The organism is Symploca atlantica LB2515, assembly GCF_052546295.1.
Map to the genome: position 1 here is coordinate 4,801,849 of NZ_JBQWMT010000001.1, position 26,224 is coordinate 4,828,072.

Below are 26,224 nucleotides of genomic sequence, written 5' to 3' on the forward strand. Positions count from 1 at the left end.
TGGCAGCATGACGAAAGTCATGACAACTCTACCAACTTATTGGTGCGGGAGAAAATCCCAAGTCCAATCGCCCAGGTGCTGGGTTGAAAGCATCACCCCCAGGTTTGCGACTGGTCATCAACGCCTGAAGCGGGGTGAAACGGGGGCAACACTGATAGCCCATATCGGTGACCTTCTAGCAACTGACTATGGACAGCGAAAGCGAACTCTTGCTCAACCGTCGTCACGTTTTACTTGCGAAAGGGCTGACACGCAGGGGTCGAAATACGACCAAGGTTCACCAGATGCCAAGAGCGTTGTTGAGGTCTTGGAAACACTCATTAGAACCCGGCGGATAGAGAGGTTCCTAAAGTCAGAAACTAAAGTTGGTAAGGAACGAGTTAACCCTCCATACGCTCTCGGAGAGCAATTTTCGAGTAGGTGCCAACCGGATGCTATGGAGCGGAGGGATTGGGCTAGAAGCAAATGCCCTGTCGTAATGAGAGGGATAAGCTGACAAGCTCACGGAAATACAGAAGGTAAAGCTACTAATAGCAGCGAATAAAGCATGAGCGAGTTAACGACTACGTATGAATGGAACCAAATCCCCTGGCGAAAGCTGGAGCGGAGGGTGTTTAAGCTGCAAAAACAGATTTACCGAGCCTCACAACGCGGAGATAACAGAACAGTTCATAAGCTCCAAAAACTGCTGATGAAATCCTGGGCGGCAAAATGCTTAGCGGTTCGTAGGGTCACACAAGAGAATACTGGCAAAAAGACGGCAGGAGTGGATGGTGTCAAGGCATTATCCCCAGAAGCACGTATTGAGCTAGTAGGGCAATTGAAGTTAGGCAACAAAGCCAGACCAACTAGAAGGATTTGGATACCCAAACCCGGAAAGGAGGAAAAACGCCCATTAGGAATACCCACAATGTACGACCGAGCCGTGCAAGCGTTGGTCAAACTGGCATTGGAGCCAGAATGGGAAGCGCAATTTGAACCCAATTCGTATGGGTTTCGCCCTGGACGTTCAGCCCATGATGCCATAAAAGCTACTTGGGACAATGTGGTACACAAACCCAAATATGTCCTAGATGCTGATATAGCCAAGTGCTTTGACAAAATCAATCACTCGGTTCTGCTAAAAAAGGTAAATACATTTCCCAAGCTACGACGGCAAATTAAAGCATGGCTCAAGGCTGGGGTAATGGAAAACACCCAATTCAGTGAAACCGAGGAAGGAACGCCGCAGGGTGGGGTGATTTCTCCACTATTGGCAAACATCGCCCTCCACGGCATGGAAGAGATGTTAAATCAATACATCGAAACTGTTCCTCTCAGGTCTGGAGGGCGAGTCATAAGCAAAGAGCAAAAGCGAAAAACTCTGGCAGTTATTAGATACGCTGATGACTTTGTGGTGATACACCCGGAGTTAAAAGTAGTGCAGGAATGTCAGGAGAAAATTGCTAAATGGCTGGCAGAAATAGGGCTGGAACTGAAGCCAAGTAAAACGAGATTAGCTCACACGCTGGAAGAGTTTAATGGAGAACAAGCAGGATTTAACTTTCTTGGCTTCAACATTAGGCAATTTCGAGTAGGTAAACACCACTCAGGTAAAACTGGGGGAAAACGCTCTAAATTACTAGGCTTCAAAACACTCATCAGACCCAGCAGGGACAATATCAAAGCCCACTGGGAAGCCCTAACCAAAATTATTAATGGGTGCAAAGCCGGAACACAATCAGAGTTAATACAGAAACTCAATCCGGTCATAAAGGGATGGGCTAACTACTTCTCCGTAGTAAACAGTAAAGAGACTTACAATGACCTTGACAACTTGCTATGGCAAAAGTTAAGGGCATGGGTTAATCGGCGGCACCCAACAAAAAGTGCTAGCTGGAAAGCTCAAAAATACTGGAAAAGGATAGGCAATGACTGTTGGAGATTCGCTACAAAACTAGAAAGCGATGACCCAATTATCCTAGTCAAACACCAAGAGACTCAAATCAAACAGACCGAATACGTCAAAGTCAAAGGTGAGAAAAGCCCGTTCGACGGAGAATTAGTTTATTGGAGCAGCAGAATGGGTAAACACCCACAATGCTCTAAAACAGTAGCCTCACTACTGAAAAAGCAAAAGGGCAAATGCCCACACTGCGGACTGTACTTCAGAGATGGAGATTTATGGGAAAAAGACCATAAAATTCCTCGTGCTTTAGGAGGAAAGGGCGGGTACGAAAACCTACAACTGCTCCACAGGCACTGTCATGACGAGAAAACAAGAAATGACCTGGAGTTAATTCGTAATGAAAGGTATGCATGACAAGCACTGTATTTCTGAGGAGCCGTATGACTGGGAAACCGTCATGTACGGTTCTGAAGCCGAGTCAGATGGGCGACCATCCGGCTTAGGTCAACACCGTCGTCAAGGGAAGTTGCCTCCCTCAATCCGAGCCAACAAACAGCTAGAGTTAAGGGTGGTTAAGGAATTACTCAAACTATTTCCTATCAGTGCCATTCATTACGAATTAGTGATGGCTGACGTGGATAGGACTAGCGGGCGCAAAAATGCGAAATCTGGCAAAGGTTTCTCACCAGTAATGGTGGGACAAAGACAAATGCTTAAATGGTTGTCTGAGTTAACCCCTGTCAAGACTCATCAAGGCTGGCAAAAAGACGGTAACGGAACCAGTCAATTACGAAACTGGTTAGGGCTAGCAAAAGACAAGAAAAACAAGTCCAATCAAACACCAGCCACTCATGCTGTTGACGGCGTTACCCTGGCAGCTTTTGAGTTTGTTGAGTGGAAGGAATGGAACACAGCTAACGCCAAACATGGTAACTGGCAAGGAACTGTTGAGATAACTCTGGCACCATTTGCCGTAATTCGGAGACCTCCCCTTAGCCGTAGACAGTTGCATCTTTGTCTCCCCACCAAGGGTGGGAAAAGACGCAAGTATGGCGGTACTGTTACCCGTCATGGTTTTAGGAAAGGTGACCTTGTGCTTGCCGAAAAGTCAGGCATTACCTACAAAGGTTGGGTTTCAGGAGACACCAAGACTCAAGTTTCAGTTTCCGATGGCCATTGGAAACGCATGGGGCAGTTCACTGCCAAGAAAGTCCAGTTGTTGCAGCAAAGTACGGGTTTAATTGTCCTACCTTCAACTGGATTGTCAAAGCTAACTACTCAACGTAATTAACTTTGACCGCTATCCCTCTCCGACCCGCTAGCCTTCGGCTCGCTGCGCTAATGCTGAGGTCGGAGTCTCACGCGAGTTTTTTCGATGAAGAAAGAAACACCGAGACCTCACAACTTAATTGGTTCACTGCAATTGCTTTCTCAAGTAGCTAGCTTAGTGGTTATTTTCATTGGCTCTGTGGTTGTCCTCGGTTGGATTTTAGACATCTCTATCCTCAAGAGTGTCTTTCCGGGAGCAGTAACCATGAAATTTAATACTGCCTTGAGCTTAATTTTGGGAGGTAGTTCTCTGGGGTTGTGGCACTTTGCCCGGAGTAGTAAATTACCCAGACTTAAGTTGCTGAGAACTAGTCTTCATTGCTTATCTACTATCCTGGCGAGCTTGCTGCTACTAATGAGTTGGCTCACTCTGAGTCAGTATCTTGCTGGCTGGAACCTGGGTATTGATGAGTTTTTCTTCCCTGACTTGACATCAGGAGAAGTAGCGCCAGGGCGGATGGCTCCCGATACAGCCTTGGCTTTTATTCTGTTTGGCTCAACTCTGTTGCTGTTGAGTCAGAGGGTGTATCACCCAGCTCAATTTTTTAGTCTTACCGTTTTTTTTCTGGCTTTTTGGGGGCTATTAGGTCATATTTACCAAATTAAATTACTCTACAGTTTTGGCTTCTACACAGGCATGGCATTGCATACGTCTCTTGGTCTGCTTTTATTGTCTGTAGGCAGCTTATTTTGTTGTCTAGAGAGAGGCTCGATGAGTGTCATTACTAGACTCGATGCCGGTGGTATTGTGTCTCGGCGTCTGTCTTTGATGGTGATTGGTATCCCGCCACTGCTGGGTTGGCTTATTTTATTCGGCTATAGAAATCAAAAATACTCATCCGAATTGGCGATCACGTTGTTTAGTATTTCTAGTGTTTTTGTCTTTGCCAACCTGATTTTGCGGAATGCCGAATTCCTCAGTGTGATTGATCGCCAACGACAAGAAGCTAGAGAACGCTATGAATTAGTGATCCACGCTGCCAACGACGGCTTTTGGGACTGGAATTTGCTAACAGGTGAGGTTTACTTCTCCCCTCGCTGGAAGAATATGATTGGCTACTCTGACGGCGAACTGGCTCATGAACTAACTACGTGGGAAAAAGTGATCTTTGCCGAGGATCGCATGGCGGCATTAAAACTCCTTGAAGACTACAATTCTGGCAAAGTTACCCGTTTCTCAGCAACGCAGCGCTTCCATCACAAAAACGGCTCGACTATCCATATCCTCTCACGAGCCACTCATATCAAAAACGCCCAAGGCCAAGTCATCCGCATGGTTGGTGCTGATACCGATATTACTGAGCTGGTCGAGACTCAAGAAGCACTGCGCCACAGCAAGGAAGAATTAGAAAAGCGTGTAGAGGAAAGGACAGCCCATCTAGTGCGCTCTAACCAAGAGTTGGAGCAGTTTGCCTACGTGGCTTCTCATGATTTGCAAGAGCCACTAAGGACAGTCAACAGCTATGCCCAACTTTTGGCAAAGAAATACCAGGGTAACTTTGATGCCCGGGGTGATAAGTACATTAACTATATCGTTGAAGGAGCTGCCCGCATGCAGCAGTTAATTAACGATTTGCTGGAGTTTTCACGGGTGGGGACTCATGGCAAAAACCTGGAACCAATCGAGAGCGAGGTGGTGCTGAGTCAGGCTTTACATAATTTGAAGATGGCGATTACTCAGAGTTCAGCAATAGTAACCCATGAACCTCTGCCAACGGTAATGGGAGATCAAACACAACTTATTCAATTATTTCAAAATTTGATCAGTAATGCCATTAAATTTCACGAAGAGGAGCCGCCTTTGGTACAGATTTCGGCAGTCTTAAAACAACAGGAATGGGTTTTTGAAGTCCGTGATCATGGTATTGGTATCGAGCCAGATTACTTAGAGCGTATTTTTATTATCTTTCAGCGCCTACATTCGCGCCGAGAGTATCCTGGCACAGGTATTGGTTTGGCAATTTGTAAAAAAATTGTAGAGCGTCATGGGGGACATATCTGGGTAGAGTCAAAACTAGGAGTAGGCACAAGTTTTTACTTTACTATTCCACTTTCATAATGCACAAATTATGATTTCAGTTCTCAAACAAGCAACACAAAATGAATGTTTACGCAAGAATTAAACCTATTGAAATTCTCCTGGTAGAAGATTCTCCCAGTGATGCGGATCTAGCCGCAGAAGCTTTGAGTGAAGGTAAGGTGTCCAATAACTTACACTTGGTTAAAGATGGTGTAGAAGCCCTAGCTTTTCTACGCAAGCAGGGAAAATATACCGAAGCACCTCGTCCTCATTTGATTTTACTTGACCTCAACTTGCCCAAAAAAGATGGTCGCGAAGTTTTAGCTCAAATTAAAGCAGACTCTAGTCTAAAAATCATTCCTGTAATTGTTCTCACTACCTCGGCAGCACAGCGAGATATCCTTAATACTTACCAATTGAATGCCAACTGCTATATTGCCAAACCGATTGACCTCGAGCAGTTTTTCTCTGTGATGAGGGTGATTGAAGAGTTTTGGCTGCTCACAGCTAAAATACCTTTGGAGTGACAACATGTACAGTGTTCCTATTAAGATATTGCTGGTGGAAGATAACCAGGCTGATGCTGATTTTTTCGGTGAACTTATTAGTGAAGCTAGAGAGACTAACTGGTCATTAGTGCATGTAGAATTTTTCAAGCAAGCTCTTTCTTTTCTGAGTAAAAACTCAGTTGATGTGGTACTCCTCGACCTTTCTTTACCTGATAAACAGGGTTTGTCGATGGTAGACCAAATTCACCAAGCAGCACCAAATTTGCCGATTGTAGTGCTGACTGGTCTTAATGATCAAGTCATTGCTCTAGAAGCTTTACGCAGGGGTGCGCAGGACTATCTAGTTAAGGACAAGATTGATTGTAATTTGCTGCCACGTGCCATTCGCCATGCTATAGAAAGAGCACAAACCCGAAAGAAGTTGCGCCAAAGTGAGGAGCAGTTGCAAAGGCTCAACGAAGAACTAGAACACCGGGTTGCAGAGCAAACAGATGAGTTAAGGCAAAAAAATCAGTCCCTGCGAAGAGAAATTCAAGAACGCCAGCGCTTAGAAGAGGAACTTCGTAAAACTCTCTTTAAAGAACAAGAACTTAGTCAACTCAAATCGAATATTATCGCAATGATTTCTCATGAGTATCGCACCCCATTAACTACAATTCTCTCTTCTACAGAATTACTGGAAAACTACTCTCATCAATGGCCAGAGGAGAAAAAACAGCGTCATTTTCAAAGGATTTACAGCACCGTTGCTCATCTGACTGGACTAGTTAATGATGTACTGTTGATCAATAAAGCTGAGGCAGAGAAACTAGAGTTTAGCCCCGCACCACTAGACTTAGTAGCTTTCTGCCGTGAAATAGCGGAAGAATCACGACTGACAGCCAAAACTCATCACCAAATCAGCTTTGAGAGCAAATGTTTATCTCTTAAGGCTTGCATGGATGAAAAACTACTACGGCAAATACTCAGCAATTTGCTCTCGAATGCGATCAAGTATTCACCTAAGGGAGGCAATATTGAGTTACAGGTTGCGTGTGAGGATAACACTGTAATTTTCTGCGTCCGAGACCAGGGTATCGGAATTCCCCTACCAGAGCAAGCACAGTTGTTCACAGCTTTCCACCGCAGCAGTAATGTCGGTACTATTTCTGGAACTGGGCTAGGACTAGCAATTGTCAAAAAATGCGTGGGATTTCATAACGGCACAATTGCCGTAGAAAGTGCCATGGGAGTAGGAACTACTTTTACAGTTAAATTACCCCTGAATAGTCTTATCAGTCAAACAGCTGGAGCTTATAGCAACTCAAATCAGTAACTTGGCTCAATCACTGCCAATATTACCTAATTTATTTCAAGAAAAATCGTAGATAATTAATACTGCCAAAAGTATAATCAGTCCTCAGCCTTGATAAGTATGACAACAAATAGCGAAGCTACTGCCCAACTCAAAGAAGCAATACTAGCTGTTCGGACGACGGGTCAAATGCACGCTTTGATCGTAGACTACACATATGTAGAAATTATGCAGGTCTACCAAGAGCTAACGCCGCAGCAGCAAACAGCAATTAATGCCATCTATGACCAAGAAGAGGCAGGAAGTAATTGGCTTAGCTACTTTGAAACGCCAATTCAAGACATTGACGCTGCACAAGTTTCCGATGTTGAATTGTCAAAGTCTTTATATCTTCTACAGTCACGCTGAATTATTTAGTCGATAATGGCAGTAATTGCAAATTATTAGATGATAGAGCAGGCAAAGCTACCGTGAAGACACTACCTTCGTCTAACTTAGAGCGCACCGTAATATAACCACCCATGCCCTCCACTAGCGTTTTCACAATTGATAAGCCCAAGCCAGTACCGCCACTAGAACGGGCGCGTGCCTCATCGACTCGGTAAAAACGCTCGAAGATCCGGGATTGTTGTTGCAAAGGAATGCCGCTTCCTTGGTCACACACTTGAATAGTTACCTGCTCATCCAACTGGCTCAACTTTACAGTAATTGCCGTACCAGGATGGGAGTATTTTACCGCGTTGTCGATCAAATTGAGCAACACTTGCTTCAGGCGGTCACGGTCTGCTTTCATCTCAATTAAGCTGGTTGCTTCTTCAAGTTTAATCTCTCGCTGACTGTATTGCTCTGCCATGGAGACTACTTCTGCTACGAGTTCATTGAGTACCAAAGGTTCCAGATTAAAATGCATCTGACCATTATCTGCTCGTGCTAGGTCAAGTAAATCCTGTAACAATTGGATAGTACGGTCAGCTTCTGAGCTAGCAGTTAAGAGGGCTTCTCGCTGCAAACCTGTCAAATTATTCCCGCGCCGCAGCGTGCTTTGCAGGTAACCAGAGACAATGGTTAAAGGAGTTCTTAACTCATGGGAGACATTACTAACAAATTGCCGCTGTTGTTCCCAAGCATCAAAAAGACGAACTAGCATTTTATCAACGGTTTGTGCCAATTCTCTCACTTCAGATGGAGCGTGGTCTAGGTGTATCCGCGCTTGGCCTAAATCATCGGCAGAAATTGTTTTTGTCAGTTGAGAAATGCGGCATAAAGGCTGAAGCGATCGCTCAATATAGATTGCCAGTACTATAGTAATTGCCAAGATTGAAAAGAAACTGGTGAAACCCAGAGTCCGCATTAAGCTGATCAACATGGTTTGCTCGCTAGTAATATCCTTAGCGACGTAAACCTTGCCCAGCATTTTACCTTTCACCAACAAGGGAGTCCCACAGATTACCCAATAACGTCTTTTCATTTCATAGACGCGGGGTATTAGCTGCTTCTGGGTAGTTAATAAGGAACTGTATCTGTTAACCTGCAAAGCTTCCGATTGGGAGACAATAGAGCCATCAGAGTTACGCACCCAGAGAAGAATATCGCCAGTGGTTAGATTATCGACTGCCCTTTGTAGAGCATTTTCTAAGGGCACCATATCATTGTAAATTGCCAAGTCTTGGGGAAAACGCTCAGCGACGTACTTGATATGATGCTTTTGAGAGGTGACGAGAATTTGCTGCATCTTCCAACTTGTTAAGATGGCAGCACTGCTTAGTACTAGAGTGGAAACAGCAACAGTCCCTACCGTTAAGCGAAACTGCAGGGAAAACGGATCGATTTTCTGTTGAAGTAGACTAAGTTTTGTTGGCAACCAACTGGGAAATTTCATCGGATAGGCTAATCACCAATGTCTACACTATATTAATTTTTAGATTAACGATTAATTCTGAGAAATTGATTAAATTTGAAGAAGTTATTGCTGATATTTTGAGCCAATTTAGGAAAATATTTGTTCTGGTACAACGGCCAACTCAAGCAAACTGATACTCTGGAACTGGCGATTGATGAGCCAGGGTTGCTTTACGGTGCAACGGTGTTTACAACCTTGCGGGTTTATCAACAATCATTAGATAGTTCGCTAAGCAATTGGCATCTTCATTGCCAGCGCCTAGAATTGAGCTTACAAAGCTTTGGCTGGCAGTTACCTAATTGGCAGCAGGTGCGTCATGGCGCTCAGGCTTTAAGTAAAGCCTATCCTGTCCTAAGAATCACTATTTTTCCGGACGGGCGAGAGTGGATAACTGGGCGATTTTTGCCAACTGACTTAACACAACGCCAACAACAGGGTATTACGGCTTGGTTAGCAGATGCTCCTGCATATCGCCGCTCACTTACTGCTCATAAAACTGGTAACTATCTATCAGCTTGGCTGGCCCTACAAGCGTCCCGGCAGATGGGAGCGGCGGAAGCAATTTTGGTTGGTGCTACGGGTAATTGGTTAGAAACTAGCACTGGTAACCTCTGGGGATGGCAAGGGGATTGTTGGTGGACACCGCCTTTGATTGCAGGAATTTTGCCGGGAGTAGTGCGCTCCCAGCTAATTATTTGGCTCAATAAGCAGGGTTTAGAAGTTAAGGAAGTAGCATGGGATACTAAATTGGTGGAGAAATTTGAAGTAATTGCCTACACCAATAGTGTGATTGAAGTAATTCCCATTCGTACTGTCCTTAACTCTTGGGAACCTCTTGCCTACGATGCTGAGCATCCTAGTTTAGAGCAACTACGGAGTCCGTTTAAAATGGCACATAGAAAATAGTTAATTGAGCTATACACACCAGAATCTGGCTGATAGTTTCAATTTTCAACAGACTCGCGGGAGTCCCTTGGTTCAGCGAAGCAACCAGGGGAGGGATAGCGGGATGCCGGAGGGACGGAGGCATCCAAATAACTATGCAAGACACAACCTATTACTTCTCCTTAATAACTTCACTTTGCTGGGCGTAAATTGACCAATTCGCTTCCATGAGTAGTCGTAGATTGATACATTTTTGGACTTATCAGTACAGGTGAAGCCTCCAATGTACCCAACGAATTGTTGCTCTTTTTTCGTAGCTTTAACTAAATCACCAACCCTGAATCCGAACGGTGTAACAGTTCCGCCTTTACGTTTTCTAATTCCGGACTTATCTGGAACTAGAAAGTGTAATTGACGACGAAAGAAACCGTATTCTTTCCCTCGTTTTACTGCGCCTAGACGAGTGACGATTCTGAACACCGAATCAGTGATCTGCACATTACCTCTCCAGAGATATCCCTGCGTATTTGAGGTGATGTGGCGGCTATATTGAACAAAGAAACCACAAGCTAAAGCCACACCGTCAACGGCATGAGTTTCTGGCTTGGCTTCACCTTTGTTTTCTTTGTCCTTAACAAGTCCTAGATGCTTCCTGATTTGAGAAGTCCCATTGCCATTTTTCTGCCAGCCCTCGCGGACAAGGACAGGGGCAATCGTTTCCATCTGAGCAATTGCCCAATTTTGACCGCTCATCACAGGAGAGAAACCCTTTCCAGATTTGGCTGACTTTCTTTTAGTTCTATCCACGTCAGCCTTAACTCGCTCGTAGACAATGGCTGTTAGGGGGAATATCTTAGATAGTTCCCTAACAACCCTTAGCTCTAGCTGCCTAGAGGCTTTGATTGATGGAGGAACTTTGGACTGTTTGCGATTATTGAACCTAACTTGGCGATGGTTTCTCAACTTGAAGGAAACTTTCCGGTTAATCCTTCTGGAACGCCGAGAACGCCTAAGCATTCTACGCTGTTCCATTCGTTGCTTTACTCGTCCAAAGGGCAAAATTAAATGAAATCTTGCTAGGGTAAACTGGGCAGATTGCACACCTATTCCAGCGTAACTTTTACCTGGGTCTAGTCCTACTACAACAGGTTGAGTTTCCTCACCCTTTGGCACAAGAAGTTGAACATAATAAATGCCAACATCTGACCATTTGCCAACTGCCTTGCCTTCTTTTACCCATCTTCTCGCTCTTGAGCTTTTTGTGGGCATAAGAGGTTTAGCATCTTGACTTACTACTGGTACACGAATCATGGAGACAATCCTCTCGTGTTGAGTTTAAAAGTCCCTTACGGCATTAGCACAACTGTGTCTAGGATTTACCCTATTGCCTGAGATTCCAGACTCTTACAAATAGCCCGAACCAGGGAAGAATTCGGTAGTGTTTATCTTGTGCTAACTCAGCGCTTCCACTTCCCTCAGCGCTGACACTGAGCGGAGCCGAAGTGTCAGCCGTATTCACGATTTCAGGCAAGGTTATCTCTTGCAATCCCTAGGCTCAACGAAGTAGCCTAGGGTTCGTGAATTGACCTTCAGTACTAACAACAGCCACCACCTGTGTAGTGCCAAGTGGCATTGGTAGTTAAGATATCCCCTGGATTAGACATTGCCAACTTACGCGCTGTCTTATCACATACTGCTGCTGGGACACCACGCTGGAGAATATGTCCAGCATTGTCATCAAAGAAGGTTTCGACACCCATGTAAATTGCCGTTTTGCCAGTAAAAATACACGGACCATCTGCTGGAATCTCTACTTTGAAGGACACGGAATCTAGACTTTCTAAAAGCAGAGGTTGATCGATATGGTAACTTTGGCAATCCAAAAGTCGGTAAGGACGCCGTGCCCGGATTTCCACCTGACCAAAACCAGCGTCCACTAGTTGCTGAATATACTCCTCGTAAGTAAGAGCACCTGATAGACACATCGCCCGTAACCGCTCATCTTGCTGTAGATGCAGTGGTATAGGACGAGTAGCGATCGGATCACTCATAATCAGACGTCCACCTGGCTTAAGAACACGAAAAGCTTCTTGCAGTGCTTTAGACAAGTCAGCAGGTTCAAAGATATTAAATAGGCAGTTTTGGGCAACGACATCTACAGAAGCGTCCGCTACTGGTAAAGCAAAGGCATCTCCCTGACGAATTTCCACGAAAGAGGGATCAAACCAGGGATTTTCTTGAGCAGCGAGTTTTAGGTTACGGGCCGCAGCTTCACGCATCGCGCTGACGGGATCAACGGCAACCACACCTCCGACGCGTCGGGAAAAATAGGCAAACTGCAAGGCTTCCAAGCCACCGCCAATACCGACATATAGTACCGTCGGCTCGTTAGATAGTTCAGCGGGGTGAACAGTGGTGCCACAACCGTAGTTCATCTCCTGCATCTGTTCAGAAATCTTTAGCCCTGGTAGTTGTAGGGGACTGCTTTGGACACAACACAAACCGACTTGCGGTGTTTGTGCTGCTTCTGCGTAAAATTCTGCTGTGGTTTCGAGATAGCTCATCTAAATTCTCTGTTCGCTCAGAAGTGTCATTTAACTATTCATAAATGAATTTTCCCTGAGAACAAGAGAATTAGGGGCAAAGCATTTGTCTTGGGATTTGCCTCCCCAATAGAAATGCTTTACCACTATGCCCTTAAATAAGCGCGATTTACCTTGATTTAAGCAGTTTTGGAGGGAGCAAGTGATTCCACTAATTTTTCGACTCGTTCTTTGATTTCGTCTCGCACTCGGTGAAAGGTTTCTAAGGGTTGATCTGCCGGGTCATCCAATTGCCAATCCTCAAATACTTCCCGCAGTACCCAAGCTTCAGGTAAATTGACACCACAGCCGCACAGCGAAATCACAGCATCATAGTCTTCAGGCTGAAAATCCCTTAAGGGGTCAGAGGTTTGGTCACTGATATCAATGCCAATTTCAGACATCACTTTGATTGCCGTAGGATTAACAGCAGAAGCCTCTAATCCGGAACTGACCACGGCAATCTTGCCTTCTCCTAGGGTGCGAGCAAACCCTTCTGCCATCTGGGAGCGGCAGGAGTTTTTCTTGCAAACAAACATGACTCGTTTCATGGCTTTAGTAGTTTGTAGTTGTTAGTAAGTATCAGTTTGGACAAACTGCTTTACGGCTGAGTAGCTTTTGCTTTGCGTTCGCTATGGCGGTCTGTGAGATAATCAGCCTGATTGCGCAACAGTATGGTGAATTTATAAAGCTCTTCCATCACATCAATAACGCGATCGCGGTAAGCAGAATCTTTCATTGTCCCGTCTTCGTTAAACTCTTGATAAGCTTTAGCAACTGAAGATTGGTTAGGAATAGTAAACATGCGCATCCAGCGCCCTAAAATCCGCAGTGTATTAACGGCGTTGAAAGATTGCGACCCCCCAGAAACTTGCATCACAGCTAAAGTTTTCCCCTGAGTTGGTCTAACTGAACCGATAGTGAGAGGAATCCAATCAATTTGGTTTTTGAGAACGCCCGTAATATTGCCGTGCATCTCTGGAGATGACCAAACTTGCCCTTCAGACCATTGACTCAACTCCCGCAATTCTTGAACTTTAGGGTGTGTCTCCTCAACACTACCCTTAAGCGGTAAATCACGGGGGTCAAAAAATCGAGTTTCTGCACCAAATCCCTCAATAATGCGGGCGGCTTCTTCAGCTACCAGGCGACTATAGGAACGCTTGCGCAGGGAACCGTATAAAAATAGAATTCGTGGTTTGTGAGTGAAGGTTGTCATCAACGAGTATGAGTAAGCAATATAATACAGACTGATTTAGCCCACAGAAGTAAGGCAGCGGGGATCACGTAGCGTCGCCTTTTCTGGCTCTCTAGGAAACCAGACTGCCGTGCGTTTACACACTTCCACCAGCATCAGCATTACTGGTACTTCGATTAAGACGCCAACCACTGTTGCCAAGGCTGCACCAGAATTTAAGCCAAACAGTGTTACCGCTGTGGCAATCGCCACCTCAAAATGATTACTTGCTCCAATTAAGGCGGCTGGTGCTGCATCTTCGTAGGACATATTCAGCTTCAATGCCGCTACATAAGTAATCAGAAAAATAAAGTTAGTTTGGATGAACAGTGGTACAGCAATCAGCAAAATGTGCAGGGGGTTATTAACAATAAGCTCTCCTTTGAAAGCAAACAGCAATACCAAGGTAATTAAGAGGGCTGCAATAGAAATTGGACTGAGATATTGGAGAAATCTCCTCTCAAACCATTCTTTACCTTTGTGTTTAAAAATCCAGTAACGGCTGTACATCCCTGCGGCTAGTGGCAAACCTACGTAAACTAGTACCGACAAAACAATTGTTTGCCAGGGTACTGTTAAATGATTTGCCGCCAGCAGCCATTTTCCTAGTGGGGCATATACCAGCAACATCATCAGCGAGTTTACTGCCACCATGACTAGGGTGTGTCCTTGATTGCTATAGGAGAGATATCCCCACATCAAGACCATTGCTGTACAAGGGGCAATTCCTAATAAAATCGCACCAGCAATATAGGAGGAAGCTAGGGACACTTGGGTGCCGCGAATTAACTCTGTACTCGCTAGCAGGGGTTGAAATAGCCAACCTAAGAAAAATTGAGCAAACGCCACCATCGTAAAGGGCTTAATTAGCCAGTTCACCACGAGGGTAAGAATCACGGGTTTAGGTGCCCTAAGGGCATTTGTTGCCTGGGTAAAGTCAATCTTCACCATGATGGGATACATCATGAAAAACAGGCAAATGGCGATGGGGATTGAGACCTCATAGAGGCTCATGTTATCAAGAGCAACCGCTATATAGGGAAATGTTCTGCCCAAAGCGATGCCAGCCAGAATGCACAAGAATACCCAAAGAGTCAGATATCTTTCAAAAAAACTGAGTTGACCACCGACTTGAGGAGGTGATGCCGTGGCTTGAGAATTATTGGTACTCATGTAGATGATTCTGGTTAAGGAAAAGTTGGTAGCCTATAGTTAGTACTTGGCTTGCTGGCGCAACAACTCGCCAATGGTGAGGTTGAACTGGGATTTGCCTTCAAAGACTGTGCCTACCTTGCCTCGGTTGTAATGTACTTTGGTCAAGTGTTACCCTTCTGTGGGTAAAGGTACATAACCCGCAAAACTAACGGTTTCTGGAGCTCTTTCTAGGTAATAGTAGACAAACTCTCTGACTGCTGGGTTATTCTGAGCCGCAGCCAGGTTAACGTAGATAAACAGTGGTCGAGAAAGGGTTGATATTCAGCTCGTTCAACGGTTTCACGGGAAGATAGTACGGAACCTTGACCACTGTCTACTGCTTCTGTGAAGTAGTCAAAGGTGCCTGAATCGGTTCCCGGTTCATAGAGATTAAGGGGTTTGTCTGACCAAGAAGGGCGAATCTGATTCCATTTAGTGATTTTTGTTGGAGCTGCTGGCTCCCAGATCTTTTTTAACTCCGCCAGGGTGATCTCAGAAGCCCTGTTATTTTGGGGATTCACCACCACCTGACTACTGTAGGAGTTGGGGAAAACAGTTGCACCTGCAATCAGAGCAAACCTGGTCAGCATAAATGGATTTCGCTTTTTTGTTGCTTCCATGGGTCCAACCCTTATAATCTAAAGTAGGGATACTGGCATATTACAATATTTCAAAAAAAATTGGTCTATCAAGGAACACGGTAAATATATTAGACAATGTGCCTTGCCAGCAAAACTCAGCCTATTCGAGAAAGAAAGGCTAAGCGCCTAATCAAAAGAGATTTTAGTCTTTGAGTAATTTTGCTAATGCGCCTCCATATCCAAAGGATTAGTGGCGGAGGATGTTAATTTGTCTCTTTGTCGTTTTGTTTCCAAGCCATCCAATTTGCCAAGAAACTACTAAAAGTAGCAACTCACGAGTTCTAACCTACAAGCGGATTTTCAAGGCAGGTTTTAAGAAATTGAGTGCTAGCCCGACAACCAATGCAACTTGAGTAAAAAATTTTCAAATAGCATCAGTTCCGGGGCAAAAGGCTTTGTTTTAAAAGATAATGCAAGACCTGAGATAGAATTAATCGCAACAGCGAGAGGCTGAAGGAATATCATGCAAGTTAGTGTAACCTGCTAGGTAATTCTGCAATACTGAAAATTGCGGCAAATGAAGACTATAGTAGATCCAGCGGCCGTCTTGACGACCACGAATCAGGGAAGCTTGTTTCAGGGTTTTGAGATGAAAAGATAGCTTAGACTGACTAACCTCAAGTTTTTCGCAAAGTTCACAAACACATAATTCTTGCTCCCGTAATAATTCTAAAATCTGAATGCGCAGTGGGTCAGAGAGGGCATGAAAGTCTGAAGCGGTAGACGCGCTTTCCTCCCTTTTAGCGCTCGCCTCGGTTGCCATCGTGGATACTTTTGCCATCAAACTTATTTGATACTTCTCTTTGATTTTAAACGCCTACTTAGTTAAGATTCAAGATGCAACTGCTCAGAGAAAGAATTAAAAGCGCTCCGTTGTTCTCAAATAATTTCCTATCCGGGGGTAGGGGACAAGAACACAGCAGATTATTGAAACAGCTTCCAGAGATAAGGGGGTTTACTAAAGTGCATGAAGTAGCATCCTCTAGTTCCTCTGGTTATGATTTAATTTACAACAATTTGTAATATTTACCTCGATTACAGTGGAAAATAACTGCCAAAAAAACGTTTCACAACCTCAGGAGTCTTGTATTTTAGTCTGCCAGTATCGGTCTTGTTTAGCCGCTGGTTCAGCAGAGGTGCTTGAAGCCTTTAATAATGCTGAGGTGGAAAATTTTCAGGTAAAAGGTACAGGGTGTCAGGGACAGTGCAGCATTGGCCCAACGGTGCGGATTGTTCCAGAAGAGACATGGTATTACCGAGTCAAACCGAGTGATGTCCCAGTAATTGTCGAAGAACATCTCAAGGGGGGCAAACCGGTAGAAGCCAAGCTTAACCCTCGCATCCACATACGGTTCAGTTTTTGAAATTAGTCACGCAGTACGTAGCCAACGCCTCGGACAGTTTGCACCAAGCGTTTTTCTTCATTAGCTTCCAGCTTGCGTCGCAAATAGCGAACGTAAACTTCAATGATATTGGAATCACCCATAAAGTCATAGCCCCAGACTCGTTCCAAGATTTGGTCGCGGGTTAAAACTTGCCGAGGGTGAGCCAGGAGGTATTCTAGTAAATCAAACTCTTTGGCAGTCAGTTCAATTAAACGATTGCCTCGATGGACTTCACGGCTGCTACGGTTGAGACTCAAGTCCTCGAAATGTAAGATATCAGGGTTTTCTTCTTGATTGCGCCGTAACTGTGCACGAACTCTGGCTAATAATTCTTCAACGCTGAAGGGTTTGACCACATAATCATCGGCTCCAGCATCTAAACCAGCGACGCGATCGCTTACTTCATCTTTAGCTGTTAATAAGATTATAGGAACTTTATCTCCAGTAGTGCGTAGGCGCTTACAAATTTCTATTCCTGATATTCCCGGTAACATCCAATCGAGAATTACCAAATCTGGATGAGATTCCCGCACTGCTGACAATCCAGCTAGTCCATCAGCAGCCACGCTAACTTGATAACCTTCGTATTTCAGTTCTAGCTCAATGAACTGTGCCAGTTTGGCTTCATCTTCTATGACTAAAATATGGCTTGTCATTGCTAGGACGCCTATGCAGTTAATTAATTTTGACTATGCTCTAATACCGATAAGTATCAAAAAGCTACTGATATTCCAGTTAGTTTGAGCTTTCCGGTAGATGTAAGGCTAGCTTTTTGCATGGTAGCCGACCCAGCAATAATTTTGGCAGAGTACAAGTACACGAAACTGAATCGTCTGTTTGCACATGAGACATGAAAAAACCCCCAGTCGGGGGTTATGTTGTAGAAAGTTGCAGTGCCAATAGACTAGTAGAGTAGGTACACTAGCGTAAACAGAACAATCCAGATAACGTCAACGAAGTGCCAATAAATCTCCGCTGCTTCCACACCGAAGTGCTTTTCACTGGTGTAGTGATTTTCCTTGCGAGACCGCCACAGCACGCTCAAAATTAGCCCTAAACCACAGGCAACGTGGAGGCCATGAAAGCCAGTCAAGACGTAAAAATAACTAGAAAAAACATTGGTTGTTAAACCAAATTCTAGATGGCTATACTCATAAGCTTGTCCTGCTAAGAACAAAGCACCCATTAAAGCTGTAATCCCAAACCAAAGCTGCAAACCGGAGAGATTATTCTTTTTCAGCGCACTTTGACCTTTATGCATAACGAAACTGCTAGAAACCAGGATGATGGTGTTGATTGCCGGCAGCAATAGTTCTAGTTCTGGGCCTTCTGGTGGCCAAAAGGGTGCGTTTGCTTTGTAAAGCGAAAAAGCCACAAATAGACTGGCAAACATCATTGTATCGGCAATTAGGAACATATATATCCCAAACATCCGATAATCGGGATGTTCCTCGTGGTGAGCAGTTGCCTCAACTTCTTGATGATAATTAAGAACAGTTTTAGACTGGTCTAGGGTTGAACCTTGCATAAATTCCTTTAGATGACTTTCAACACGACATTCTGCAAAAATTACTGATTTTAATGTGGAGGAAGGTTACAGGTTATTTGTTTCATTGTAAAGACTACCCAGTCAGGGACAACCTGCAACCTATAACCTTCAAAAGTACAACTTGATTACCGAGATTCAGCACCGACTTCAGCCAATAATTCCTCAACTGTTTGAGAGGCTTCAGCGTTGTGTGAATCTATGCCGTAGTCGTAAGGGCCTGCCCATAAAATCGGTTCCTCATCGAAGTTCTCGATTGCAGGAGGAGAAGTGGTCTGCCATTCTAAAGTTAAGGCTCTCCAGGGATTGTTCCCGGCTTTCTCACCACGATTGACACTCCAGAGAACGTTAATCACGAAGGGTATGGTAGAAACAGCGGTCAAATAAGCACCTGCTGTACAAAGGACGTTGAGGCCTGTAAATTGCGGATCGTACATCGCAATCCGTCGATTCATCCCCAACAAACCTAACTCGTGCATGGGCAAAAAGGTCAGGTTCATGCCCAGGAAAGCTAGAGCAAAGTGCATTTGTCCCAGAGTTTCATTGATCATGCGCCCCGTCATCTTGGGGAACCAGTGGTAGAACGCAGCATATAGACCGAAAACTGAACCGCCAAACAGTACGTAGTGGAAGTGACCAACTACGAAGTAGGTGTCGTGAACATGAAGGTCAAAGGTAACCGAGGCTAGCATGACACCGCTTAAACCGCCGATTAAAAATAGAGCAATAAAGCCTATCCCGAATAGCATGGCGGTATTGAAGCTGATTTTGCCTCCCCAAATTGTGGCACACCAACCAAAGACTTTAATTCCGGTTGGTACAGCAATGAGCATTGTAGCGGCCATGAAGAACACCCGTAACCAGCCAGGAGTTCCACTAGTGAACATGTGGTGTGCCCAGACAATCAGACCCAAGAAGCTAATCAGCAAACTGGAGTAAGCGATCGCTCGATAACCGAAAATTGGTTTGCGAGCATGTACTGGTAAGACGTCCGAGATTAGTCCAAAGAAGGGCAGTACCATGATGTAAACTGCCGGGTGGGAGTAAAACCAGAACAAATGCTGATAGACAACTGGATCTCCTCCTCCTGTGGGGTTATAAAAGCTTGTCCCTGCAATTAGATCAAAGGAAAGGAGAACCAAAGCCCCGGCCAAAACGGCGGTGGAACTGAGGATTAGTGCCGAAACCGCTAGCATTGCCCAGCAAAACAGTGGCATCTGATGAAGATCCATGCTGGGTATGCGCATCTTCAACAGGGTGGTAACAAAGTTAATCGCACCAAGAATTGAAGATGTCCCGATCAGCAGAATGCTGAGAATCCAAATTCCCTCACCTACCTGGGAACTAACTAAGCTCAAAGGAGGGTAAGAAGTCCAACCGGACTCAGGTGCGCCCACGAAAAAGCTAGCTAAAAGCAACAGACCGCCTGGAGGCGTTAGCCAAAAGGCGACAGCATTCAGTTTAGGAAATGCCATGTCTTTTGCCCCGATCATTAGAGGGATCAGGTAGTTGGCAAAGGCTGCGCCAGCCGGAACAATCCACAGGAAGATCATAATCGTCCCGTGCATTGTCATCAGTCGGTTATACAGTAGGGGACTGACAAAATCTGAACTGGGTGTTGCTAATTCGGTTCGCATTGCCGTAGCCATCGCGCCACCGACAAAGCTGAACAGAAATGAGGTTACTAGGTATTGAATACCAATTACTTTGTGGTCTGTATTGAAAGTGAAGTAATCTGGCCAACGTCTTTCATGTTCTTGATGACCGTGACCCTTCTCTTTTACAGATTCTGGTTTTTCTAGTTGCGTCGTCATAGGACATTATCTTAACAAATGCGTTGATGTAATTTGCCGTAGTTTTGCTTGAAGTAAAAGCCGATTGCAGGTTAAGAGGGTTATCTTTGCCACCTATGCTTGGTGCGCCCATAACCTGTCAACCTTCTGAGCTACTTTTCTGGGGAAGGCTGCACTAACCAACCCTCTAACTTTCCAACTTCTAGCCTGAAGAATCTTCTGAGACTACTCAACCTTGAGCTAAGTCGCCACCAGCTAATTTTTAACGACTACAGTTGAGCAGCAGGATTGTGAGAGAAACTGAGAGACTCTAGGTTGAGGGACTCTATACCTATTTCTTCGGCATAGGGAGCTAGAAATTCGCTTTCTGAGAGTTGGGCCGGATTGACTGCTACTGCTTCGTTCCAACTGTCTGAACTAGCGACTTGCTGCTGCTCTTGAAGCCATTGCTGATAATCTTCTGGAGTTTGGACGTAGAGTTGAGATCTCATCGAACCGTGGTAGGATCCACACAGCTCAGCGCAAACAATCGGATACTCACCAATTCTGGTTGGTGTGAATCGCATCTGGGTTTCTTGACCAGGAATAGTATCTTGCTTGATGCGGAACTCTGGCAGCCAGAAGGAGTGTATAACGTCAGAGGCAGAGAGATTCAGCTGAGCTTCTTGTCCAATTGGGATGTGCAATTCCCCAGAGACAATACCTGTGTCAGGATAGGTAAAAATCCAGGCATATTGTAAGCCCATGACATTGACATTAACGCCTGGACTTTGGCCTTGCCTTTCTGGAGTAGCACCAAGACCTAGAGCTACTTGCCCTCTACTCGGAGCCATCGCAATCAGACTTGAGTCAGTATCAATGCCAGAAGGGGACATCTCGTAAGATTGGGCCGTTGCTGAGCGAGAATGACCGTGAGATGCCATGGGGTCAAGTCCGCCCATTCTGTTATAGACTTCAAAGCTGTAGATGGAGAGGACTAGAACAATTACAACAGGGATCGCTGTCCAGACAATCTCCAAGGGTACATTGCCGTGAGTTGGTGGTCCGTCTGTTTCGTCACCTTTGCGCCTGCCAAACTTGAAGACTGAGATGATCAAAGCCCCTTCAATCAGGATAAATAGTGCAGTAGCAATGGTCATCATCATACTAAACAGACCATCTACCTCACTTGCTTCCTCAGAGGCTGCTACCGGCATAAGGCCATGATTTTGACCTACCCAAAGGCTGATCAAGGTAATGGCAATACCGGCAATAAGAGTTGCAATGGGTGCTGGAATATTCACAGTGGTTAAGGTTAACTAATTGGATGCTTTTCTTCTATTTTTAGCAAAATGTTCGTCAGTTAGGTCTTAAGAAAGAGTTATTAGTTCCTCTTATATTTTTTTAGTTTTTTTCCTAGATACACCTAAACCTTTAAATCATAATTTTGCTTAACTCTCTTTGAGAGTATAACCAGTCGTCGATGAATGAGTCGTCGGGAAACAGAAATAAATGTCTCCACATGCATTTAAATACTGTTCCTCTACAAAATTAAGAAATTTAAACTATTCGTAATTATTTCTCTCTTTATCTTAGAAGATTAAATTTTTCTAAAGCTACTCACAATCTGAAAAATATCTAAAGTTATCGAACTGCGGGTAAAGGATCGTTAGAGTGGTCAATAGAATCAGTGAATTTCTGATGAGCTGACCATCATAAAATCTAGAAGTTTGATTTGCAATTATTATGGCTGAATCGGTCTTTACTCAGAATATTTCTACTCCAAAAGATGTCTCGCAACCCCAGGATCGCATCCGCCGCCTAGTCTGGAAGATTGCGATCGCCACTTTGTTATTGATGGCAGTAGGTAGTGCTACACGGGTAATGAATGCTGGGCTAGCTTGTCCTGATTGGCCGCTGTGCTATGGTCAGTTAGTACCCACTCAGCAGATGAACCTTCAGGTCTTCCTGGAGTGGTTTCACCGATTGGATGCTGCCTTAATTGGCGTTAGTGCAATCGCGCTGACAAGTTTAGCATGGTGGAACCGGAAACTTCTGCCTAGCTGGCTACCTTGGGCAAGTACCTTTGCTTTAGGTCTAATTGTTTTCCAAGGTGTCCTGGGCGGACTGACCGTCACAGAAATGCTCAGGTTTGATATTGTCACTGCCCACCTAGGAACAGCGCTACTATTTTTTGTTACCCTGCTCGCCATTGGTATAACCCTGACACCCTATAAGGGTACAGGTGTTGCTGGTAGTCTGCCTTGGGTAGGTTTAACTGCTGCCATTCTAGTTTATTTACAAAGTCTGTTGGGTGGATTGGTTGCTTCTCAGTGGGCTTTACGTCAATGCTTTGGAGGCTCTCAACTGTGCACCGTGATGAATAGTCATATTGCTGGTGTTGTACCGGCTACCTTGGCGACATTAGTGGTTGTAGTTATGGCATGGCGAAGACCTGCACTACATACCACCCTACGGCAGTTGGCCAATCTTGCTGGTGGATTAGTGGTTCTGCAAATACTCTTGGGTGTTGCTACTTTCCGCTTACACCTACAAGTTGAGCCTTTGACAGTTGCCCACCAAGCAATAGGAGCTGCTTTACTGGGGGCATTGGTAGCATTTACGGTATTTGCCTTCCGTGATAATGCTGCTGCTAAAGCTCGCAATACTTCAAATACAGATGTTTTTGCTGCTTAAATTTACCCTGAAGTAACCAACGTTACTGATGATTCTAAGCACTACCCATATTGTTGCAAAAAAGGAATAGGTTGATTACTAATGTTCGGAACCACTGTCTGCCGCCAAAATGAGAACTTCCTGCAAGTTATTCAAAGTTACTATCAGTTAACTAAACCTCGGATTATTCCCTTGCTGTTGATTACGACAGCAGCAGGGATGTGGATTGCCTCGAACGGCAAAGTAGACCCTTTCTTGCTATTAGTAACTCTCTTAGGTGGCACTTTGGCAGCAGCCTCTGCTCAGACGCTTAACTGCATTTACGATCGCGATATTGACTACGAGATGATCCGTACAAGGAAGCGGCCAATTCCTTCGGGGCGAGTCCAACCTCGTCATGCTCTGCTATTCGCCGTTGTGCTAGCGCTTCTTTCTTTCACACTATTAGCCGTATTCGCTAACCTACTGAGCGCCCTGCTAGCTATGTCTGGCGTTGTCTTTTATATGGTCATCTATACCCACTTACTAAAGCGCCACACTGCCCAAAATATCGTGATTGGTGGTGCTGCTGGGGCAATTCCCCCCCTAGTAGGTTGGGCTGCTGTCACCGGTGACTTAGGTTGGACACCTTGGTTGCTGTTTACGATTATTTTCCTGTGGACACCTCCCCACTTCTGGGCACTAGCCTTAATGATTCGCGATGACTATGCTCAAGTAGGAATTCCGATGTTGCCAGTAGTTGCTGGTGAAGAGTCCACAACCCGTCAAATTTGGATTTATACACTCTTAGTAGTACCAGTCTCCTTGTTGCTAATTTATCCCCTAGGGGCATCCGGCCTCGTTTACGGAGTTATTGCTTTACTGCTAGGAGGCATTTTTCTGCAAAAAGCTTGGTTACTGTTGCAAAATCCCGCCGATAAACCCCTGGCGAAGTCAATGTTTAAGTACTCAATTCTCTACATGATGCTTTTGTGTACTGGTATGGTAATCGACAGCTTGCCGATGACACATCAGCTAACAACTGCCTTGACAGAAAGTTTACAGCCTCTGATTAGTGCCATTTTCAGTTGTAGTTGACAAGTCAGTAAAATCTTTGACTGGGCTCAAGAAACTAAGTCAAATTAAAACCTTTTATCAATTTTCTAAATCCTCCCTCAGCCAGAGCCAAGGTATTTAACTGGGGGGGGATTTTAGTATTTATCAGCGTAATCGTATAGCACTTCTCAAGGATTGATCAGAAAAGTTAACTACAGATGTACAAAAAATACGCAGAGATCAAATAGATAGTTCTTATCGTGTATCGACGACTGCCAGGAAAAACTTGGGGACTTATCCTGCTGCAGTAACAAGCCAAGGGTTAATCTTATCGCTGTTCAAGATTTTAGAGAGGAAGGAAAATCAGGCATTCTCAACACTTAGTGATTCTCTCTGGTGGAGTTTCTTTACCTTAGTATCAGGAGAACCAATTGGCGGCTAACCTCAAACTAATGCGGGTCGTATGGTTGCATTAATGGTGATTATTGGGGGCTTGACGATGTTTGCGGTATTTACCGGAGTTGTCTCTGCCGTGATCATGCAAAGGTTGAAAACAGTGATGGAGGTCAAACACTGGGAACTAGACGAATTGCGAAATCACATTGTGATCTGCGGTTGGAATCGTAGTGCGCACTTGCTGATTGAAGAACTTCAAGCAGATCCTGAAATGAGGCGTTGTTCAATTGTAATTGTGGCAGAGTTTGTCGAGACTCCAGAGCCGGAATTTAGGGGAGTTTATCCTTCCCAGCTTTATTTCTACGTTGGCGACTACACGATTATTGACGTACCAGAAAGTGTGGGCATTTATCACGCCTCAAGAGCAATTCTACTTGCCGACGCTACCTGACCCCGTAGTGACCAAGATAGGGATGCACGGACAGTCTTAGCTGCCTTGACGATTGAAAAGCTTCATCCCGGCATCTACACCTGTGCGCAACTCCTTGACCGAAAAAATAATCTGCAACTCAAAGTCGCCGGAGTTGAGGATGTGATAGTTGCCGATGAAGTGGCAAGTCACTTAATTGCCACCTCAGCTCGAAATCTTGGTTCTGTGGACGTACTGTCAGAATTACTCACCGTGCAGATTGGTAACCAATTCTACAAAATCGCTCTACCAGAGTCGTGGGTTGGTATTTCTTTTTGGGAAAGTGCTGAGCGGCTCAAGGATAGCTTTGATACTATTTTAATTGCCATAGAACGGCAGAAGTATAGGAGTAAGGAGACACTGGTTAACCCTTCTCAAGATACGCCCTTGCTATCTGGAGATCTCTTGGTAGTAATTGCTCGTAGCTTACCACAAATTAACTGTCTTCCAAGGTCTAAAAAGAGAAAGCGGATATCTTAACTAGGATGATAGGTTTTAGAGTTGACTAGCAAACTTGCTGATAGCAATGAATAATGGCATTGCTGAATCTAAGTATGATTGGCACCGAGATCCTGTTGTGAGCAGCTTGCTCACTGCCTGGATTCATAGCTGAACTCAGCGCAATCTTAAAGGCTTGTTCTAAACGCTTCTAGTTGTTTTTTGAATATCTTGTTTAATCTCATCAAGGTCAAGGTAACAGTCAGCAATATTGATTAAGCTATCACTGGTCATCGAGCGCAAACTAACTATTTCAAGTCGCGCTCCCTGATAACTAACGGCATTAGCCGCGTAAGCCAAATCACCATCACCACTAACTAAAATAGCGGTGTTGTATAAACCGGCTAAAGTCATCATATCTACAGCAATTTCTACATCCAGATCTGCTTTTTTAGATCCGTCGGGAAACTCCACTAGGTCTTTAGTGATTACTCGATAGCCATGATGACGCATCCACAGCAGGAAACTTTGTTGTTTCTCGTTTTTGGGATCAACTCCTGTATAGAAAAAAGGGCGAAACAGTCGAGCACCAGCGACTAAACGGTAAAGCAGTTTAGCGTAGTCGATCTCAATTCCTAGTTGTAAAGCTGCATATAATAGATTAGAGCCATCAATGAAAACAGCAACTCGACCGCGATTTAAATTATTGATAAGAGAAGTATTTTTATCGACATCTGTAAATTTGATATTTTTCTGAGCCTGACTTGCTATAGTGGTTTGCTTGTTTTTTTCTATGAGATCTAGGTGTTGGTTAATAGGCAGTTTAGAAGTATGCATTAATTTATCACCTTATGAATATCAGTTTTCTAGATGAGGAGGTTTGTCTGGCTACTACCCCAGCTAAGCATGACTCTTCTCCTCTAACCCTCACCATGTTCATTTTTATTTCTGATTCTACTTAGCAGCTTCTAATTATACCTAAAACACGGTTAAAAGATATCACCTAATTGTTGCTCAATTGCGATATA

Annotated in this window: 25 protein-coding genes and 1 pseudogene; 13 read left to right on the forward strand and 13 right to left on the reverse strand. The window is 44.5% G+C overall.

Translation table 11 applies throughout. The features are described 5' to 3' along the window. The first annotated feature begins 7 nt into the window (after positions 1-7). From ACT7WV_RS19930 to ACT7WV_RS19960, 7 genes are all read left to right on the forward strand, one after another. Positions 8-496 (forward strand): hypothetical protein, encoded by a 489-nt coding sequence (locus ACT7WV_RS19930; RefSeq protein ID WP_445103164.1) that lies wholly within the window; start codon positions 8-10, stop codon positions 494-496. Between the two features lie 51 nt (positions 497-547). Beyond that, the gene (gene ltrA / locus ACT7WV_RS19935; RefSeq protein ID WP_445103165.1) at positions 548-2,302 is read left to right on the forward strand and encodes a group II intron reverse transcriptase/maturase; all 1,755 of its coding nucleotides are present in this window, start codon (positions 548-550) and stop codon (positions 2,300-2,302) included. Continuing rightward, positions 2,286-3,179, forward strand: a complete 894-nt coding sequence (locus tag ACT7WV_RS19940) for an RRXRR domain-containing protein (protein ID WP_445103166.1) — start codon at positions 2,286-2,288, stop codon at positions 3,177-3,179. The genes ltrA and ACT7WV_RS19940 overlap by 17 nt, the downstream gene beginning before the upstream one ends. A gap of 84 nt (positions 3,180-3,263) precedes the next feature. Next, positions 3,264-5,276 (forward strand): sensor histidine kinase, encoded by a 2,013-nt coding sequence (locus ACT7WV_RS19945; protein WP_445104564.1) that lies wholly within the window; start codon positions 3,264-3,266, stop codon positions 5,274-5,276. A gap of 41 nt (positions 5,277-5,317) precedes the next feature. Beyond that, positions 5,318-5,764, forward strand: coding sequence for a response regulator (locus tag ACT7WV_RS19950; RefSeq protein WP_445104565.1), 447 nt, complete (start codon positions 5,318-5,320; stop codon positions 5,762-5,764). Positions 5,765-5,768: 4 nt separating this feature from the next. Further along, entirely contained in the window at positions 5,769-7,061 is a 1,293-nt protein-coding gene (locus tag ACT7WV_RS19955; protein ID WP_445104566.1) for a sensor histidine kinase, read from the forward strand. A gap of 99 nt (positions 7,062-7,160) precedes the next feature. Further along, complete coding sequence (locus ACT7WV_RS19960; protein WP_445104567.1) at positions 7,161-7,448, forward strand: hypothetical protein; 288 nt, start codon at positions 7,161-7,163, stop codon at positions 7,446-7,448. Between the two features lies 1 nt (position 7,449). On the opposite strand, the gene ACT7WV_RS19965 is transcribed toward ACT7WV_RS19960, so the two are convergent. Continuing rightward, positions 7,450-8,919 carry a sensor histidine kinase gene (locus tag ACT7WV_RS19965; protein ID WP_445104568.1) on the reverse strand — a complete coding sequence of 490 codons (1,470 nt, stop codon included), beginning with the start codon at positions 8,917-8,919 and terminating at the stop codon, positions 7,450-7,452. Between the two features lie 120 nt (positions 8,920-9,039). On the opposite strand from ACT7WV_RS19965, the gene ACT7WV_RS19970 reads away from it, so the two are divergent. Beyond that, positions 9,040-9,846, forward strand: a complete 807-nt coding sequence (locus ACT7WV_RS19970; protein ID WP_445104569.1) for an aminotransferase class IV — start codon at positions 9,040-9,042, stop codon at positions 9,844-9,846. A gap of 132 nt (positions 9,847-9,978) precedes the next feature. On the opposite strand, the gene ACT7WV_RS19975 is transcribed toward ACT7WV_RS19970, so the two are convergent. The 7 genes and pseudogenes from ACT7WV_RS19975 to ACT7WV_RS20005 all read right to left on the reverse strand — a co-directional run bounded on the left by ACT7WV_RS19975 (position 9,979) and on the right by ACT7WV_RS20005 (position 16,242). Next, on the reverse strand, positions 9,979-11,136 hold the full coding sequence (locus ACT7WV_RS19975; RefSeq protein WP_445101667.1) for an RRXRR domain-containing protein: 1,158 nt from the start codon (positions 11,134-11,136) through the stop codon (positions 9,979-9,981). Positions 11,137-11,420: 284 nt separating this feature from the next. After that, a complete protein-coding gene (arsM, locus tag ACT7WV_RS19980; RefSeq protein ID WP_445104570.1) occupies positions 11,421-12,389 on the reverse strand; it encodes an arsenosugar biosynthesis arsenite methyltransferase ArsM in 969 nt (322 codons plus the stop codon). Positions 12,390-12,547: 158 nt separating this feature from the next. Continuing rightward, positions 12,548-12,958 carry an arsenate reductase, glutathione/glutaredoxin type gene (gene arsC / locus ACT7WV_RS19985; protein WP_445104571.1) on the reverse strand — a complete coding sequence of 137 codons (411 nt, stop codon included), beginning with the start codon at positions 12,956-12,958 and terminating at the stop codon, positions 12,548-12,550. 50 nt (positions 12,959-13,008) lie between these two features. Next, a complete protein-coding gene (arsH, locus tag ACT7WV_RS19990; protein WP_445104572.1) occupies positions 13,009-13,626 on the reverse strand; it encodes an arsenical resistance protein ArsH in 618 nt (205 codons plus the stop codon). Between the two features lie 36 nt (positions 13,627-13,662). Next, positions 13,663-14,817 (reverse strand): ACR3 family arsenite efflux transporter, encoded by a 1,155-nt coding sequence (arsB, locus tag ACT7WV_RS19995; RefSeq protein WP_445104573.1) that lies wholly within the window; start codon positions 14,815-14,817, stop codon positions 13,663-13,665. A 39-nt stretch (positions 14,818-14,856) separates the two neighbouring features. Further along, positions 14,857-15,365: pseudogene (locus ACT7WV_RS20000) on the reverse strand (substrate-binding domain-containing protein); the annotation flags it as partial. Between the two features lie 544 nt (positions 15,366-15,909). Beyond that, on the reverse strand, positions 15,910-16,242 hold the full coding sequence (locus tag ACT7WV_RS20005; RefSeq protein ID WP_445105696.1) for an ArsR/SmtB family transcription factor: 333 nt from the start codon (positions 16,240-16,242) through the stop codon (positions 15,910-15,912). Positions 16,243-16,519: 277 nt separating this feature from the next. Here ACT7WV_RS20005 and ACT7WV_RS20010 point away from each other — a divergent pair, with 277 nt between their 5' ends. After that, positions 16,520-16,843: a (2Fe-2S) ferredoxin domain-containing protein gene (locus ACT7WV_RS20010; protein ID WP_445104575.1), complete on the forward strand. Its 324-nt coding sequence runs from the start codon at positions 16,520-16,522 to the stop codon at positions 16,841-16,843. Positions 16,844-16,845: 2 nt separating this feature from the next. On the opposite strand, the gene ACT7WV_RS20015 is transcribed toward ACT7WV_RS20010, so the two are convergent. The 4 genes from ACT7WV_RS20015 to ACT7WV_RS20030 form a co-directional block, all read right to left on the reverse strand. Then, a complete protein-coding gene (locus tag ACT7WV_RS20015) occupies positions 16,846-17,520 on the reverse strand; it encodes a response regulator (protein WP_445104576.1) in 675 nt (224 codons plus the stop codon). A 248-nt stretch (positions 17,521-17,768) separates the two neighbouring features. After that, on the reverse strand, positions 17,769-18,392 hold the full coding sequence (locus ACT7WV_RS20020) for a cytochrome c oxidase subunit 3 (RefSeq protein ID WP_445104577.1): 624 nt from the start codon (positions 18,390-18,392) through the stop codon (positions 17,769-17,771). Between the two features lie 146 nt (positions 18,393-18,538). Next, positions 18,539-20,224, reverse strand: coding sequence for a cytochrome c oxidase subunit I (gene ctaD / locus ACT7WV_RS20025; protein ID WP_445104578.1), 1,686 nt, complete (start codon positions 20,222-20,224; stop codon positions 18,539-18,541). Between the two features lie 248 nt (positions 20,225-20,472). Then, positions 20,473-21,486 carry a cytochrome c oxidase subunit II gene (locus ACT7WV_RS20030; RefSeq protein ID WP_445104579.1) on the reverse strand — a complete coding sequence of 338 codons (1,014 nt, stop codon included), beginning with the start codon at positions 21,484-21,486 and terminating at the stop codon, positions 20,473-20,475. A gap of 442 nt (positions 21,487-21,928) precedes the next feature. Here ACT7WV_RS20030 and ACT7WV_RS20035 point away from each other — a divergent pair, with 442 nt between their 5' ends. The 4 genes from ACT7WV_RS20035 to ACT7WV_RS20050 all read left to right on the forward strand — a co-directional run bounded on the left by ACT7WV_RS20035 (position 21,929) and on the right by ACT7WV_RS20050 (position 25,238). Continuing rightward, the gene (locus tag ACT7WV_RS20035; RefSeq protein WP_445104580.1) at positions 21,929-22,879 is read left to right on the forward strand and encodes a COX15/CtaA family protein; all 951 of its coding nucleotides are present in this window, start codon (positions 21,929-21,931) and stop codon (positions 22,877-22,879) included. Positions 22,880-22,960: 81 nt separating this feature from the next. After that, on the forward strand, positions 22,961-23,935 hold the full coding sequence (locus tag ACT7WV_RS20040) for a heme o synthase (protein WP_445104581.1): 975 nt from the start codon (positions 22,961-22,963) through the stop codon (positions 23,933-23,935). A 421-nt stretch (positions 23,936-24,356) separates the two neighbouring features. Beyond that, complete coding sequence (locus ACT7WV_RS20045) at positions 24,357-24,740, forward strand: potassium channel family protein (RefSeq protein ID WP_445104582.1); 384 nt, start codon at positions 24,357-24,359, stop codon at positions 24,738-24,740. Between the two features lie 45 nt (positions 24,741-24,785). Beyond that, a complete protein-coding gene (locus ACT7WV_RS20050) occupies positions 24,786-25,238 on the forward strand; it encodes a potassium channel family protein (RefSeq protein WP_445104583.1) in 453 nt (150 codons plus the stop codon). 159 nt (positions 25,239-25,397) lie between these two features. On the opposite strand, the gene ACT7WV_RS20055 is transcribed toward ACT7WV_RS20050, so the two are convergent. Beyond that, on the reverse strand, positions 25,398-26,033 hold the full coding sequence (locus ACT7WV_RS20055; RefSeq protein ID WP_445104584.1) for a LabA-like NYN domain-containing protein: 636 nt from the start codon (positions 26,031-26,033) through the stop codon (positions 25,398-25,400). Positions 26,034-26,224: the final 191 nt, after the last annotated feature.

Excerpts from the sequence above, each read along its gene's own strand:
- ACT7WV_RS19930 (WP_445103164.1), top strand. The coding sequence starts at position 8 with ATGACGAAAGTCATGACAACTCTACCAACTTATTGGTGCGGGAGAAAA.
- ltrA (WP_445103165.1), top strand. The coding sequence starts at position 548 with ATGAGCGAGTTAACGACTACGTATGAATGGAACCAAATCCCCTGGCGA.
- ACT7WV_RS19940 (WP_445103166.1), top strand. The coding sequence starts at position 2,286 with ATGAAAGGTATGCATGACAAGCACTGTATTTCTGAGGAGCCGTATGAC.
- ACT7WV_RS19945 (WP_445104564.1), top strand. The coding sequence starts at position 3,264 with ATGAAGAAAGAAACACCGAGACCTCACAACTTAATTGGTTCACTGCAA.
- ACT7WV_RS19950 (WP_445104565.1), top strand. The coding sequence starts at position 5,318 with ATGAATGTTTACGCAAGAATTAAACCTATTGAAATTCTCCTGGTAGAA.
- ACT7WV_RS19955 (WP_445104566.1), top strand. The coding sequence starts at position 5,769 with ATGTACAGTGTTCCTATTAAGATATTGCTGGTGGAAGATAACCAGGCT.
- ACT7WV_RS19960 (WP_445104567.1), top strand. The coding sequence starts at position 7,161 with ATGACAACAAATAGCGAAGCTACTGCCCAACTCAAAGAAGCAATACTA.
- ACT7WV_RS19965 (WP_445104568.1), bottom strand. The coding sequence starts at position 8,919 with ATGAAATTTCCCAGTTGGTTGCCAACAAAACTTAGTCTACTTCAACAG.
- ACT7WV_RS19975 (WP_445101667.1), bottom strand. The coding sequence starts at position 11,136 with ATGATTCGTGTACCAGTAGTAAGTCAAGATGCTAAACCTCTTATGCCC.
- arsM (WP_445104570.1), bottom strand. The coding sequence starts at position 12,389 with ATGAGCTATCTCGAAACCACAGCAGAATTTTACGCAGAAGCAGCACAA.
- arsC (WP_445104571.1), bottom strand. The coding sequence starts at position 12,958 with ATGAAACGAGTCATGTTTGTTTGCAAGAAAAACTCCTGCCGCTCCCAG.
- arsH (WP_445104572.1), bottom strand. The coding sequence starts at position 13,626 with ATGACAACCTTCACTCACAAACCACGAATTCTATTTTTATACGGTTCC.
- arsB (WP_445104573.1), bottom strand. The coding sequence starts at position 14,817 with ATGAGTACCAATAATTCTCAAGCCACGGCATCACCTCCTCAAGTCGGT.
- ACT7WV_RS20005 (WP_445105696.1), bottom strand. The coding sequence starts at position 16,242 with ATGGCAACCGAGGCGAGCGCTAAAAGGGAGGAAAGCGCGTCTACCGCT.
- ACT7WV_RS20015 (WP_445104576.1), bottom strand. The coding sequence starts at position 17,520 with ATGACAAGCCATATTTTAGTCATAGAAGATGAAGCCAAACTGGCACAG.
- ACT7WV_RS20020 (WP_445104577.1), bottom strand. The coding sequence starts at position 18,392 with ATGCAAGGTTCAACCCTAGACCAGTCTAAAACTGTTCTTAATTATCAT.
- ctaD (WP_445104578.1), bottom strand. The coding sequence starts at position 20,224 with ATGACGACGCAACTAGAAAAACCAGAATCTGTAAAAGAGAAGGGTCAC.
- ACT7WV_RS20035 (WP_445104580.1), top strand. The coding sequence starts at position 21,929 with ATGGCTGAATCGGTCTTTACTCAGAATATTTCTACTCCAAAAGATGTC.
- ACT7WV_RS20040 (WP_445104581.1), top strand. The coding sequence starts at position 22,961 with ATGTTCGGAACCACTGTCTGCCGCCAAAATGAGAACTTCCTGCAAGTT.
- ACT7WV_RS20045 (WP_445104582.1), top strand. The coding sequence starts at position 24,357 with ATGGTTGCATTAATGGTGATTATTGGGGGCTTGACGATGTTTGCGGTA.
- ACT7WV_RS20055 (WP_445104584.1), bottom strand. The coding sequence starts at position 26,033 with ATGCATACTTCTAAACTGCCTATTAACCAACACCTAGATCTCATAGAA.